General features: G+C 64.6%; 12 protein-coding genes. 11 read left to right on the top strand and 1 reads right to left on the bottom strand.

Going from position 1 to position 13,808, the window contains the following annotated elements; genetic code table 11:
• Positions 1 to 49: 49 nt before the first annotated feature.
• The 5 genes from Q0562_RS00550 (at position 50) to Q0562_RS00530 (ending at position 4,548) form a co-directional block, all read left to right on the top strand.
• The gene (locus Q0562_RS00550) at positions 50 to 970 is read left to right on the top strand and encodes a homocysteine S-methyltransferase family protein (RefSeq protein WP_298639729.1); all 921 of its coding nucleotides are present in this window, start codon (positions 50 to 52) and stop codon (positions 968 to 970) included.
• A 21-nt stretch (positions 971 to 991) separates the two neighbouring features.
• The gene (locus tag Q0562_RS00545; protein ID WP_298639727.1) at positions 992 to 2,452 is read left to right on the top strand and encodes a tetratricopeptide repeat protein; all 1,461 of its coding nucleotides are present in this window, start codon (positions 992 to 994) and stop codon (positions 2,450 to 2,452) included.
• 97 nt (positions 2,453 to 2,549) lie between these two features.
• Positions 2,550 to 3,032 (top strand): hypothetical protein, encoded by a 483-nt coding sequence (locus Q0562_RS00540; RefSeq protein WP_298639725.1) that lies wholly within the window; start codon positions 2,550 to 2,552, stop codon positions 3,030 to 3,032.
• 226 nt (positions 3,033 to 3,258) lie between these two features.
• Positions 3,259 to 4,356, top strand: a complete 1,098-nt coding sequence (locus tag Q0562_RS00535) for an inner membrane CreD family protein (RefSeq protein ID WP_298639723.1) — start codon at positions 3,259 to 3,261, stop codon at positions 4,354 to 4,356.
• 3 nt (positions 4,357 to 4,359) lie between these two features.
• Positions 4,360 to 4,548, top strand: a complete 189-nt coding sequence (locus Q0562_RS00530) for a hypothetical protein (protein WP_298639721.1) — start codon at positions 4,360 to 4,362, stop codon at positions 4,546 to 4,548.
• Positions 4,549 to 4,608: 60 nt separating this feature from the next.
• On the opposite strand, the gene leuS is transcribed toward Q0562_RS00530, so the two are convergent.
• Complete coding sequence (gene leuS / locus Q0562_RS00525) at positions 4,609 to 7,215, bottom strand: leucine--tRNA ligase (RefSeq protein WP_366144664.1); 2,607 nt, start codon at positions 7,213 to 7,215, stop codon at positions 4,609 to 4,611.
• A gap of 120 nt (positions 7,216 to 7,335) precedes the next feature.
• Here leuS and Q0562_RS00520 point away from each other — a divergent pair, with 120 nt between their 5' ends.
• From Q0562_RS00520 to Q0562_RS00495, 6 genes are all read left to right on the top strand, one after another.
• Complete coding sequence (locus Q0562_RS00520; protein WP_298639718.1) at positions 7,336 to 7,521, top strand: hypothetical protein; 186 nt, start codon at positions 7,336 to 7,338, stop codon at positions 7,519 to 7,521.
• A gap of 52 nt (positions 7,522 to 7,573) precedes the next feature.
• Complete coding sequence (locus Q0562_RS00515; RefSeq protein ID WP_298639716.1) at positions 7,574 to 9,307, top strand: VWA domain-containing protein; 1,734 nt, start codon at positions 7,574 to 7,576, stop codon at positions 9,305 to 9,307.
• Between the two features lie 48 nt (positions 9,308 to 9,355).
• Positions 9,356 to 10,705 carry a glutathione-disulfide reductase gene (gene gor, locus Q0562_RS00510; RefSeq protein ID WP_298639714.1) on the top strand — a complete coding sequence of 450 codons (1,350 nt, stop codon included), beginning with the start codon at positions 9,356 to 9,358 and terminating at the stop codon, positions 10,703 to 10,705.
• Between the two features lie 87 nt (positions 10,706 to 10,792).
• Positions 10,793 to 11,881: a 3-dehydroquinate synthase gene (gene aroB, locus Q0562_RS00505; RefSeq protein WP_298639711.1), complete on the top strand. Its 1,089-nt coding sequence runs from the start codon at positions 10,793 to 10,795 to the stop codon at positions 11,879 to 11,881.
• A gap of 151 nt (positions 11,882 to 12,032) precedes the next feature.
• Complete coding sequence (locus Q0562_RS00500) at positions 12,033 to 13,121, top strand: TerC/Alx family metal homeostasis membrane protein (RefSeq protein ID WP_298639708.1); 1,089 nt, start codon at positions 12,033 to 12,035, stop codon at positions 13,119 to 13,121.
• Between the two features lie 24 nt (positions 13,122 to 13,145).
• Positions 13,146 to 13,724: a TerD family protein gene (locus tag Q0562_RS00495; RefSeq protein WP_006984429.1), complete on the top strand. Its 579-nt coding sequence runs from the start codon at positions 13,146 to 13,148 to the stop codon at positions 13,722 to 13,724.
• Positions 13,725 to 13,808 lie beyond the last annotated feature (84 nt).

The following is a 13,808-nucleotide window of genomic DNA, read 5'->3' as shown; positions in this document are numbered from 1 at the left end:
ATTGCCACCTTTATAATAAGGACACCAACCACCACCGCAAGGAATCCCGATGCCACAACCCCTCCTCATCCTCGACGGCGGCATGGGCCGCGAACTGCTGCGCCGGGGCGCGCCCTTTGCCCAGCCGCAGTGGTCGGCGCTGGCGCTGATGCGGCAGCCGTCCGCCGTCGCCGCCGTGCACCGCGCCTACATCGACGCCGGTGCCGACATCATCACCACCAACAGCTACGCCCTCGTCCCCTTCCACATCGGGGCCGACGACTTCCGCACGCAAGGCGGCACACTCGCCGCCCTTGCCGGACAACTGGCGCGGCAGGCCGTCAGCGACAGCGGCAAAAAAGTGCGCGTTGCTGCCTCACTGCCGCCGCTCTTCGGCTCCTACCGCCCCGACCTCTTCGACGCCGCCCGGGCCCCGGCCATCGCCCGCCCGCTCATTGACGGACAAACACCTTACGCCGACCTGTGGCTGGCGGAAACCCAAAGCAGCACCGCCGAAGTGCGCGCCCTGCACGCGCTCGCGCCGCACGACCGCCCCTTCTGGGCCTCCTTCACCCTCGACGACGAACACCCCGCCCACCCGCCGTGCCTGCGCAGCGGCGAAACCATCGCCGCCGCCGTCGCCACCGTCACCGGCCTCGGCACCGACGCCCTGCTCTTTAATTGCAGCCACCCCGAAATCATGGCGGACGCCGTCGCCGCCGCCCGCGCCGCCCTCGATGCGGCGGGCAGCCCGATGCGCCTCGGCGTCTATGCCAACGCCTTCTGCGCGCACGACGCCGACGAAGCCGCCCTGCCCGCCAACGACGGCCTGGACGACATCCGCGCCGACCTCAGCCCCGCTGCCTATCTCGCCCTCGCCAAGAGCTGGCGCGCCGCCGGGGCGGACATCATCGGCGGCTGCTGCGGCATCGGCCCCGAACACATAGCCGCGCTCGCCGCCTGGCGCAACAGCGAAGTCCTCCCCAAGTAACCGCAACATAAGGAAAAAATCATGAGCCTCCTCAGCAAACTCTTCGGGCGCAGCGACGACCCGGCCGTCCTCCGCCGCCAGATTGAACAGGCGCGCGCGCAGCATGACAGTGCCACCGTGCGCCGCCTGCTGGAAACCCTCGCCAAAAGCGGTGATGCCGCCGCGCAGCGCCAGCTCGGCGAGGTCTGCCTCGCCGCCGCCGCCTACGACAACGCGCGCGAATGGCTGGAAAAAGCCGCCGCCCAGCAGGATGCCGAAGCCGAGCACCAACTCGGCAATCTCTATTTGCGCGGGCAGGGCGTGGCGAAAAACAGCGCAACCGCGTACGCCTGGCAGGAAAAAGCCGCCGCGCAGGGCTGCGCCGCCGCGCAAACCGCCCTCGGCAGCCACTATGCCGCCGGTGACGGCGTCGCGCAGGACTACGGCAAGGCACGCGCATGGTGGGAAAAAGCCGCCGCGCAACAGGACGCGGAAGCGCAATACCAGCTCGGCCTGCTTTATGCGGGCGGCCTCGGCGTCGCGCAGGACTACGCCGCCGCGCGGACATGGTGCGAACAGGCCGCCGCCCGGGGCATTGCCGCCGCGCAAACCCTGCTCGGCCGTCTCTACGGCGGCGGTCTCGGCGTCAGCCAGGACCACGCCAAAGCGCGCGACTGGTACACCCAGGCGGCCGAACGCGGCGATGCCGAAGCGCAAAGCGTCCTCGCCCTGTACTACTACAACGGCGAAGGTGGCGAACAGAACCTCGACAAGGCGCGGCAATGGTTTGAAAAAGCCGCCGCCCAGGGCGACAACGACGCCCTGCGCAACCTCGGCGTCCTCTATGCGAGCGGCGAAGGCGTGGTGCAGGACTACAAAAAAGCCCACGACTACTGGAAACAGGCCGCCGCCCGGGGCGATGCCACCGCGCAAAACAACCTCGCCCGGCTCTACCACGACGGCCTCGGCGTCGCGCCGGACCCCGCCCAGGCCTGGCAGTGGTGGAAAACCGCTGCCGAACAGGGCAACGCCGACGCGCAGAACCACCTCGCCGTCTGCTACCTGCACGGCGAAGGCACGACGCAGGACAACAAAAAAGCCTGCGAATGGTTTGAGAAAGCCGCCTTGCAGGGGCACGCCGCCGCGCAATACGGCCTCGGCATCCTCTACGGCCACAGCGAAGAACTCGACCTGCCGCCGACCCCCGCCACCGCCCTGCTCTGGCTGGAAAAAGCCGCCGCTGCGGGCCACAGCGGCGCGCAGAACGCCCTCGGCATCCGCTACGCGCGCGGCATCGACGTCGCCCGCGACTACGGCAAGGCGCGCACCTACTGGGAGCAGTCGGCCGCAGGCGGCGACCCCGAAGCGCAGACCAACCTCGGCATCCTCTACCGCGAAGGCCTCGGCGTCGCGGCAGACCCTGACGCGGCGAAAGGCTGGTTTGAAAAAGCTGCCGCACAAGGCTTTGCCGCCGCGCAGGAAGCCTTGCAGGCACTGTCCTGAAATACGCTTCCCCGCCGGTGCCAGTGGGCAAAACCACAGCGGCGGCGGGGAAGCAGTATAATTACCATCTGTTAAAAAACAACAAAGGAAAACCTCCATGAAGCGACTCCTCGCCGCATTCATCCTCCTCGCCCAGGCGGCATTTGCCGCGCCGCCGGTCGCCGTCAGCGGCGACTGGCAATGCCGCACCGTCAGCTACCAGCAATACGGCAACAACTACCTGATCTTCATCGACAACACCCGCTGGCAGCACAAAGAAGACGGCACCCTGCACGGCGAAGGCACCCTCGAAGTACGCATCCACGGCAAGGAAAACCCGCCTGCCCGCCTCTACTTCATCTACGTCTCGGACGGCAACTGGCAGCGCAGCGATGAAAACGTCCTCATCGAAACCATCAAGCCGCATCTGGCTACCGCCGCGAAAACCGCCCCGCTGCTGCGGCAGGCGGCGGAAAACATCGCCCGCGACGTCAACGGCAAACCGCAGCAGACCGTGGCCTCCAACATCATCTTCCTCAATGCGCACCGCCTCATTCTGGAAGACCGCGAAAGCCACGACCTCACCCGCTGCCGCCGCTGATCCGCCGCCTGCCCCAACCGCCGTCCGACCAACGGCGGTTTTTTTATAGGCGTTTCCTGCGTACGCGACAAACAGCGCCCGTCAAGAAGCCGGGTGCATGCAGGAAAACCCTTCCCCCGCCTGCGGCGGCAAAATCCCCGCAAAAATCCCCGCATACTTCACCGCCGCTTCACACAGCGCCGAGCGTGCCGCGCCATACTGGTTTCCCCTTCACCGGAAGCCTGTCATGTCTGATCAAACCCCCTATCCCGGCGGCATCACCGGCCGCTTCACCCTCACCGCCTGCCTCGGCATCCTGCTCGCCGCACTCATCCTGTTGCCCTTTATCGGTGCCGGCACGCGGGAAACCGTCGTCTTCTCCGGCACCGCCACCCTGCTCTACCTCGTCCCCGCCATGCTCAGCGGTGTTTGCCTCGCCCGCTGCCGCGCTTATGCCGACCCGCGCGGCCTGCTACTTGCCGCCGCCAGCGGTGTCTGCGTCTGGGGTGCCGTCCTCATCGCTTTTATGCTCATGACCGGCACCCGCCCCAACAGCACCGCCATCATGTATCCCGCCGCCTTCCTTGCCCTGCTGCACGCCGTCGCCGCCCTCATCACCCTGCCGCGCGAAAATTCACCGACACTTCACGCAGCCTTCAAGCACGGCGGGGCCGACAGCGCGACACTAACGCCACACCCCCACCGGAAAACCCGCATGGAAAACACCACGCAAAAACTCATCCTCATCGCCGCCATCAGCGCCATCCTGCTGATTGCCGTGCAGCTGCTCAGCGGCCTCATCAACGACCGCGAGCATTACGCCGCCGATGCGCGCGAGCGCGTCAGCCAGGTGGACAGCCCGTCCCGTGCCGCGCAAACCCTGGATAACCGCCTCGACCTCTACCGCCTCACCGAGCGCAGCAGCAAATACGCCGTCCTCTTCCTGCTCATCACCTTCGGCGGCTGCTTCCTCTTCGAGACCCTGCGCGGCCTGCGCATCCACCCCGTGCAATACTTCCTCGTCGGCGCGGCGGTCTGCGTCTTCTATCTGCTCCTGCTCTCGCTCGGCGAGTATCTCGGCTTCGCTGCCGCTTACGCCCTCGCCGCGCTGGCCTGCAACGGCCTCATCACGGGCTACCTCAGCGCCGTGCTCGGCAGCGCCCCGCGCGCCCTGACCCTCGGCGGCATCCTCGCGCTCGCCTACGCCGTGCTCTACCTCCTGCTGCAAAGCCGCGAGTACACCCTGCTCGCCGGCAGCCTGCTGCTCTTCGCCGCGCTTGCCGCGACCATGTACGGCACGCGCCACTTCGACTGGTACAACCTGAAAGCCAAAAAAGAGGACTGAACCATGCGCCTCCTGCCCACCATTCACGACGCCCGCCGCTTTGCCGCCGCCATCCTTGCCCGCCACCACCTGCCGACCGCGCCGCTTGTCATCGCCGAGGAAAACGGCTGCTACGGCATCGAAAGCCCCGCCTGCCGCATGATTATCAGCGGCGGCGACGGCCGCATCCTTTATCTGCGCGGGCATCATTGACGCACCCGTCGCATAAAAAATCCCGCCGCAGCGGGATTTTTTTGGTGCAGAAAGCGGGTATCAGACGACGAGGTTCACCAGTTTGCCCGCGACGACGATGCTCTTCTTCGGCGTTTTGCCGTCGGTGTGGCGGGCGACGTCGGGATGGGCGAGGGCGGTGGCAATGATGGTATCGTTATCCGCTTCCGCTGCCACGCTGATTTCCGCACGGCGTTTGCCGTTGACTTGCACGGCGAGGGTGATGTTGTCCTGTTGCAGCGCCGCTGCGTCCGGTTCAGGAATGGCCGTGTCGAGGATGTTTCCTGTGTAACCGAGCTCCTGCCACAAGGCAGCGGTGATGTGTGGCGCGATCGGCGCGAGGACGAGCAGCAGGATGCGCAGGCCTTCGTAGCGCAGGCGGTTATTCCCGGCGTCGATGTCGCCGAGGGCGTTGAGGATTTTCATCGCCGAGGAGACAACGGTGTTGAACTGGTTGCGGCCATAGTCGTAGCGGGCGCTACGCAGTTCGCTGTGGATGGTGTGGCGGATGGTTTTGTGTTTGGCGTTGAGGGCTGCCGGGTCAACGGGCGTGGCGTCCAGCGCGTCGCGGTGCTCGTAGGCGTAGCTCCAGAGGCGGCGCAGGTATTTGTGCGCGCCTTCGACGCCGCTTTCGCTCCATTCGAGGGTGGATTCGGGCGGCGCGGTGAACATGGTGTAGAGGCGGGCGGTGTCCGCGCCGTATTTTTTGACGAGCGCTTCGGGATCAACGCCGTTATTTTTGGATTTGGACATTTTTTCCATGCCGCCGTATTGCACGGGCTGGCCGTCGGCTATCAGGGTGCCGCCGGTGACGCGGCCTTTGTCGTCGGTCTGCGCTTCGACATCCACAGGGTTGTACCAGGTTTTTTTGCCGCTTGTGTCTTCGCGGTACCAGGTCGCGGCGAGCACCATGCCTTGGGTCAGCAGGCGTTTGAAGGGTTCGTTGACTTGCACGAGGCCTTCGTCGCGCATGAGTTTGGTGAAGAAGCGGGCGTAGAGGAGGTGGAGGATGGCGTGTTCGATGCCGCCGATGTATTGGTCCACGTCCTGCCAGTAGGCGGCGTCTTCCGGCGCAACCATGCCGCCGGTGTAGTTGGGCGACATGTAGCGGAAGAAGTACCAGCTGGATTCGACGAAGGTGTCCATGGTGTCGGTTTCGCGCCGCGCGGGCTGGCCGTTGGCGTCGGTCGTCTGGTAGTAGGCGGGGTCTTTGGCGAGCGGGCTGCCGCTGCCGTCCGGGATAATGTTCTCCGGCAGGGCGACGGGCAGGTCGCGGTCGTCCACCGGCAGGTCGCGCCCTGCGGCGTCGTGAATGATGGGGATGGGGCAGCCCCAGTAGCGCTGGCGGCTGATGCCCCAGTCGCGCAGGCGGTATTGGGTTTTTTCTTCGCCCGCGCCGCTTTTGCCGAGCGCCGCGCCGATGGCGTCGAAGGCTTGCGCGAAGTCGAGGCCGTCAAAGGCGCCGCTCGCGATAAGGCGGGTGTTTTCTTTCGCGGCGTACCATTCTTGCCAGACGGCGGGGTCGTAGTGTTCGCCGTCTTTGGCGACGACTTGTTTGATGGGCAAGCTGTATTTGTGGGCAAATGCGAAGTCGCGTTCGTCGTGCGCGGGCACGGCCATGACCGCACCGTCGCCGTAGCCCCAGAGGACGTAGTTGGCGACCCACACTTCCAGTGCTTCGCCACTGAGCGGGTTGATGACGTAGCGCCCGGTCGCCATCCCTTTTTTTTCCATGGTGGCGACATCCGCCTCGGCGACGGATCCGGCCTTGCATTCGTTGATGAAGGCGGCGAGCGCGGGGTTGTCCTCTGCGGCAGCGGTTGCCAGCGGGTGTTCGGCGGCAACGGCGAGATAGGTCGCGCCCATGAGGGTGTCGGGGCGGGTGGTGTACACCTGAATATGGCGCAGGTCGTCCGGCAGGCCTTGGCGGCTGTCCTCACGCAGGGCGAAGCGGATGGTCATGCCGCGCGATTTGCCAATCCAGTTGCGCTGCATGGTTTTGACGCGCTCCGGCCAGCCGTCCAGCGTATCGAGGTCGCGCAGGAGTTCTTCGGCGTAGTCGGTGATGCGGAAGTAGTACATCGGAATCTCGCGCTTTTCTACCAGCGCGCCGCTGCGCCAGCCGCGCCCGTCGATGACTTGTTCGTTGGCAAGCACGGTTTGGTCCACGGGATCCCAGTTGACGGTGCCGTTTTTGCGGTAAATCAGCCCCTTCTTAAAGAGGCGGGTGAAGAGCCATTGTTCCCAGCGGTAGTAGTCGGGTTTGCAGGTCGCGATTTCGCGCGACCAGTCGATGGCAAAGCCCAGCGCTTTCAGCTGGTTTTTCATGTAGTCGATATTGCTGTAAGTCCAGGTGGCGGGGGCAACCTGGTGGTTCATCGCCGCGTTTTCGGCGGGCATGCCGAAGGCGTCCCAGCCCATCGGTTGCAGCACGTTTTTGCCGAGCATCCGCTGGTAGCGGGCGATGACGTCGCCGATGGTGTAGTTGCGCACGTGCCCCATGTGCAGCCGCCCGGAGGGGTAGGGGAACATCGACAGGCAGTAGAATTTTTCGCGCGCCGGGTCGGTTTTGACTGCAAAGGTGCGGTTCTCCGCCCAGCTTTGCTGGATGGCGGCTTCGAGGGTCTGCGGTTGATAGTGCGGCTGCATGGGGTTTCCTGAAATTGCTCGATGAAAAGGCGGCAATCATACACCAGCCCTGCGCGGGCGGTTGTCCCGCCCGGCGGGAAAGGTGGTACTGTATGCCCGCCATCGCCACCGGATAAAACCATGCCAAACGATCTTGTCGCCGCCTCATCCTCTTTCTTCTTTGTTTTGTTGCTGGGCGGCTTGTATCTCCTCTGCGAAAAGCTCGGCTTCATCGGCAGCCCGCAGCGCCGCGAGCGGGATGATGACCTTTTTGACGACCGGGATGACGGCGACGGTGGCGATGGCGGTGACGGCGGCAGCGATTGAACGAAAGCCCGACGGCACACGGCACACCTCTTCAACCTGCACAGAAATCCTCATGAAAAATGCCCTGCTCCCCCTCTCCCTGCTTGCCGCCTGCGGCATCACCCACGCCGCCGGTCTCTGCGACGATCTGCGCCCCGCCGATGCGCCGCGTGAACACGATATCGCGTACAGCGTCGCGCCCGCCCCGCAGAGGGCGATGAAAAGTGCGCCTGCTGCCGCCCAAAGCCCCGGTTTCAAACGCGGGATCAGACATGAAATCGCTATGGGAGATAGTGCCCCCGCGCCCGCTCCGGAAGCCGCCACCCGCGAACTACCATCTATCCACTATCACCCGGAAATATCTACCCGTCGCGCTGTGCCGACAGCCGCCCCCGAAAACACCGAAAAATACGCGCATCAGGATATCAACCCCGTGCAGCGCACCGCCGATAATCCTGTCTCCACTTTCAGCATCGACATCGATACCGGCAGTTACAGCAACGTGCGTCGCATGATCGAAAAAGAAAACCGTCTGCCGCCTGCCGACGCCGTGCGTATCGAAGAAATCATCAACTATTTTGCCTACCACTACCCGCTGCCGACGGACGGCAAACCCTTCGCCGTGCACACCGAAACCGTTGATTCGCCGTGGCAGGCGGATGCCAAACTCATCCGCATCGGCGTGCAGGCGGCCGACCTCGACCCCGATAAACGCCCGCCCGCCAACCTCGTCTTCCTCATCGACACCTCCGGCTCGATGGATACCCCCGACAAACTGCCGCTGGTGCAGCAAACCGTCTGCCGCTTTGCGGAAGCCCTGCGCCCGGACGACCACCTCAGCCTCATCACCTATTCCGGCTTTACCAAAGAATTGCTGCCGCCGACCGCCGGCAGCGAAAAAGAAAAAATCGTCGCCGCGCTGAAAACCCTTTATGCCGACGGCAGTACCGCCGGCGGCGAAGCGCTACGCATGGCTTACGACGCTGCGAAAAAACACTACCGCGCTGACGGCATCAACCGCATCCTGCTCGCCACCGACGGCGATTTCAACGTCGGCATCAGCGACCCCGAAGCGCTGAAAACCTACGTCGCCGAGCAGAAAAAAAGCGGCATCAGCCTCACCACCCTCGGCTACGGCAGCGGCAATTACAACGACCAACTGATGGAACAACTGGCGGACGCGGGCGACGGCAATTACAGCTACATCGACAGCCTCGATGAAGCGAAAAAAGTGCTGGTGCGCCAGCTCACCTCGACGCTTGCCACCGTTGCACAAGACCTGAAAATCCAGGTCGAATTCAACCCGGCGACCGTCAAAGAATATCGCCTGGTCGGCTATGAAAACCGTGTGCTGCGCCAGGAAGACTTCAACAACGACAAGGTGGACGCGGGCGACATCGGCGCGGGCATGAACGCCACCGCCCTCTACGAAATCATCCCGCAGGGCAAGCAGGGTTGGCTGGACGACAGCCGCTACCAAAAGACCGCCGCACCGCAGGGCAAAACGGACGAATACGGCTGGCTGAAACTGCGCTACAAAAAACCCGGCGCGGCAGACAGCCAACTGCTCGAATTCGCCATTCCCGCCCGAAGCATCCCGCTCGCGGACGCGAGTGAAGCGACCCGCTTCGCCGTCGCCGCTGCCAGCTACGCGCAGGCGCTGAAAGGCGGGGCGCAAAACGGCAACCTCGACTGGGACGGCATCTACCGCCTCGCGCAAGCGGCACAAGGCGACGACCCCTATGGCGAGCGCGCCGGACTCCTGACCCTGATTGAAAAGGCGAAAAGCCTCGCCGCAGGGAAATAGGCGCTGCCGCCGCCCCTATAATGCCCGCCCCCAACCACGGAGCAATTCATGCAAACCTTCGACCTCATCTGCATCGGCGGCGGTTCCGGCGGCATCGCTACCGCCCGCCGCGCCGCCGAATACGGCGCGAAAGTCGCCGTCATCGAAAGCGCCCGCCTCGGCGGTACCTGCGTCAACGTCGGCTGCGTGCCGAAAAAACTCTTTTGGTACGCCGCGAACACCGCCGAAGCGCTCGCCAACGCACCGCGCTTCTTCGACGGCATCCCGGCGCAGCCCGCTTTCCGCTGGGATGCCTTCAAAGAAGCCCGCGACGCCTACATCGCTCGTCTGAACGACATCTATGCCACTAACCTCGACAAAGGCGGCGTCACCCTCATCCGTGGCGCGGCGCGCTTTGCGTCCGCCGATACCGTGTGCGTTGGCGACGCCACCTATCGCGGCAAGCACATCGTTATCGCGACCGGCGGTTATCCGGAAATCCCCACGCATATCGCAGGGGCCAAACTCGGCAGCACCTCGGATGACTTCTTCGCCCTGGAACGCCAGCCCAAGCGCGCGGTCATCGTCGGCGGCGGTTACATCGCCTGCGAAATCGCGGGCGTCTTGCAGGCGCTGGGTACGCAGTGCCACATCGTCATCCGGGGCGAACGCCTGCTGCGCGCCCACGATGCCGACATCGCCGAGACACTGGCAGACGCCATGCGCGCGCAAGGCATCACCATCCACCGGGGCACACAGGTGCGGCAGGTGGAAAAAAACGGCGCCGATTACAGCATCACCCTCGATGACGGCAGCACGCTCACCGCCGACTTCCTCCTCTGGGCGATGGGGCGGCGCGCCAATACCGCCGCGCTCAACCTCGCCGCTGCCGGCGTTAGCGCGCGCGACAACGGGCAAATCCCGGTCGATGCCTTCCAGAACACCAACGTGCCCGGTATCTATGCCATTGGCGACATCACCGGCGCTGTCGAGTTGACCCCGGTCGCTATTGCTGCTGGCCGCCGCCTCGCCGCCCGCCTCTTCAAAGGCGACGCGGACGCCCGTCTGGACTACGAAAACATCCCGACCGTGATGTTCACCCACCCGCCCATCGGCGTCGTCGGTCAGGATGAAGCGGCGGCGCGCGCGGAATACGGCGCGGAGAACGTCAAAACCTACCGCGCCGCCTTCAACCCGATGGCGCGCGCCTTCGCCGCCCATGCGGCGAAAACGCTGATGAAACTGGTCTGCGTCGGCGCGGAAGAACGCGTCGTCGGCATCCAGATGATTGGCGACGGCGTCGATGAAATGCTGCAAGGCTTCGCGGTGGCGGTGAACATGGGCGCGCGCAAACGCGACCTCGACAACACCGTCGCCATCCACCCGACCAGCAGCGAAGAACTGGTTACGCTGCGCTGAGGGCGGCTGCGCGGGCGGGACAGCGCCTGCCCGTCTTGCCGCGAGGGACAACCCCGCCCGCCCACACCCCAACCCCGGAGGCACCCCATGCACACCCTCACCGTCAACCTGCCCGCCGCTGCCGCGCGCAGTTACCCCATCCACATCGGCCACGGCCTGCTGCACGAGCGCGCGCTCATCGCCGCCAGCATCCCGCAGCGGCAAGTCTGCATCGTCAGCAACGACAATGTCGCCGCGCATTACCTCGCGCCGCTCACCGCCGCCCTTGCCGACAAAACCGTCATCACCGTGCACCTGCCCGACGGCGAGACGCACAAAAACCTCGCCGGCTACGCGCACATCCTTGATGCCCTCGTCGCCGCCCGCTTCGACCGCGACTGCCTCGTTATCGCCCTCGGCGGCGGCATCACCGGCGATGTCGCGGGCTTCGCCGCCGCCACCTACCAGCGCGGCGTCGCCGTCCTGCAAATCCCGACCACCCTGCTCGCGCAGGTCGATTCCTCGGTGGGCGGCAAAACCGGGGTCAACCACCCGCAGGGCAAGAACCTCATCGGTGCCTTCCACCAGCCGCAGGCCGTGCTCATCGACACCGCCACCCTCGCCACCCTGCCGCCGCGCGAGTTCGCCGCCGGCATGGCCGAAGTCGTCAAATACGGCCTCATCAACGACCCCGGTTTCTTCGCCTGGCTGGAAGCCAACCGCGACGGCATCCGCGCCCACGACCCCGCCCTGCTTGCAGAAATGATCGCCCACTGCTGCGCCAACAAGGCCGCCATCGTCGCCGCCGACGAACGCGAACAGGGCGAACGGGCGCTGCTCAACTACGGCCACACCTTCGGCCACGCCCTCGAAGCGCTCACCCACTACAACCGCTGGAAACACGGCGAAGCGGTCGCCATCGGCAGCATCATCGCCACCCGCCTTGGCGTCATCCTCGGCCGCGTCAGCGCAGCGGACGCCGCGCGCACCGCCGCGCTGTTCGCCGCCTTCGACCTGCCGGCCACCGTCCCGGCAGACATCACGACAGCCGCCATCCTCGACAAAATGCAGCTCGACAAAAAAACACGCGGCGGCACCCTGCGCCTCGTCCTGCCGCAACACTTCTGCGCGAGCGGCATCGACAGCGGCGTCCCGGCCGCCACCATCCGCGCCGCCATCGACGCCTGCCGCGCCTGAGCGGGCCCGGTAATGACACCACCGCCCGGCGCGCGTTCGCGGCCCCGGCGGGGGCGCGATGGCCTGCACGAAAACCCGTACATTTTCAGTATAATGCCCGCCCCGCCGCCGCCCGGCGGCGTTTTTTCCCCACCTTTTGCCAAGGAACCTCATGACAACCCCTATTGATGCCACCCACCACCTCGGTTTTCCCATAGAAACCGTGGCCGTTTTCGCCGTCCTTTCCATTGGCGCCATCTTCATCGACCTGCATGCGCACCGCGACGACAAGCCGATGAGCCTGAAAAGTGCCTCGCTGTGGACGGTCTTCTGGATCATTATCTCGCTCGCCTTCGCCGGCTTCCTCGCCTGGCACCACGGCGCGACGGCCGCGAGCCTCTTCATCACCGGTTACGCCCTGGAAAAAGTGCTTTCCGTCGATAACCTCTTCGTGATGATGGCCATTTTCGCCTGGTTCAAAGTCCCCGAAGGCTACCGCCACCGCGTCCTCTACTGGGGCATCATCGGCGCCATCATCTTCCGCATGATTTTTGTCGCCATCGGTACCGGTCTGCTTGCCCTCGGCCCCTACGTCGAAATCATCTTCGCCCTGGTCGTCGCCTACACGGCGGTGATGATGCTGAAAAGCGGCGGCGATGACGGTGAGGAAATCGAAGACTATTCCGACCACATCGCCTATCGCTGGGTGCACCGCTTCTTCCCCGTGTGGCCGCGCCTCTTCGGACACAACTTCTTCCTGAACGCGCAGGAACTGGCAAAAGCCAAGGCGGAAGCGCCGACGGAGCACCTTGAACTCGCCGGCGAAGACACCAAGCACCCCGAACGCAGCCACCCGCATGCGATGAAAAAAGGCGCCTGGGTTGCCACCCCGCTCCTGCTCTGCCTCGCGGTGATTGAAATTTCCGACGTGATGTTCGCCTTCGACAGCGTCCCGGCTGTGATTGCCGTGTCACGCGAGCCGCTGATTGTCTATAGCGCGATGATGTTCGCCATCCTCGGCCTACGGACCATGTATTTCGTGCTGGAAGCGCTGAAAGGCTACCTCGTCCACCTCGAAAAAGCGGTGATCGTCCTGCTCTTCTTCATCGCCGCCAAGCTGGCCCTTTCCGCCACCAACCACCTTTTCCATCACGGCTTCGACATCTCGCCGGTGGCCTCGCTCATCGTCGTCCTCGTCGTGCTGGCCGCAGGCGTTGTCGCCTCGGTGCTCTACCCGGAAAAAGCGGAAGAGAAAAAATAACCCACCACTTGCAAGGAAATCCCCATGGCTATCTCCCTCAATAAAGGACAAAACGTCTCCCTCAGCAAAACCGACCCCAGCCTGCGCCAGGTGATGATCGGCCTCGGCTGGGACGCGCGCAGCAGCGACGGCGCCGATTTCGACCTTGATGCCAGCCTGTTCATGACCGGCGACAACAAGAAAGTCCCCTCCGACGCCTACTTCATCTTCTACAACCAGCTGCGCTCGCCGGAAGGCGCGGTGGAGCACACCGGCGATAACTTGACCGGCGATGGCGATGGCGACGATGAAAGCATCCTCGTCCAGCTCGACAAACTGCCGGCGAACATCAGCTCGCTCTTCATCACCGTCACCATCCACGACGCTGAAATCCGCCGCCAGAACTTCGGCCAGGTGAGCAATGCCTTCGTCCGCCTCGTCAACCACGAAACCGGACAGGAAGTGCTGCGCTTCGACCTCTCCGAGGATTACAGCACCGAGACGGCAATGGTCTTCGGCGAAATCTACCGTCGCGACGGCGAATGGAAATTCCGCGCCATCGGCCAGGGCTACTCCGGCGGTCTGTATGCGCTGTGCCAGCAGTACGGCGTGAACGTCGGCTGACACCGCTGCCCCTTCGTACACGACAAAAAAGCCCCTCCCCCATTGGGGGAGGGGTTTGGGGAGAGGGTTTGATAAATCCGCGAA

Origin of the sequence: uncultured Cardiobacterium sp. (assembly GCF_938028825.1) — a bacterium.
Lineage (GTDB): Bacteria > Pseudomonadota > Gammaproteobacteria > Cardiobacteriales > Cardiobacteriaceae > Cardiobacterium.
This window is presented reverse-complemented; position numbering and strand designations above follow the sequence as displayed.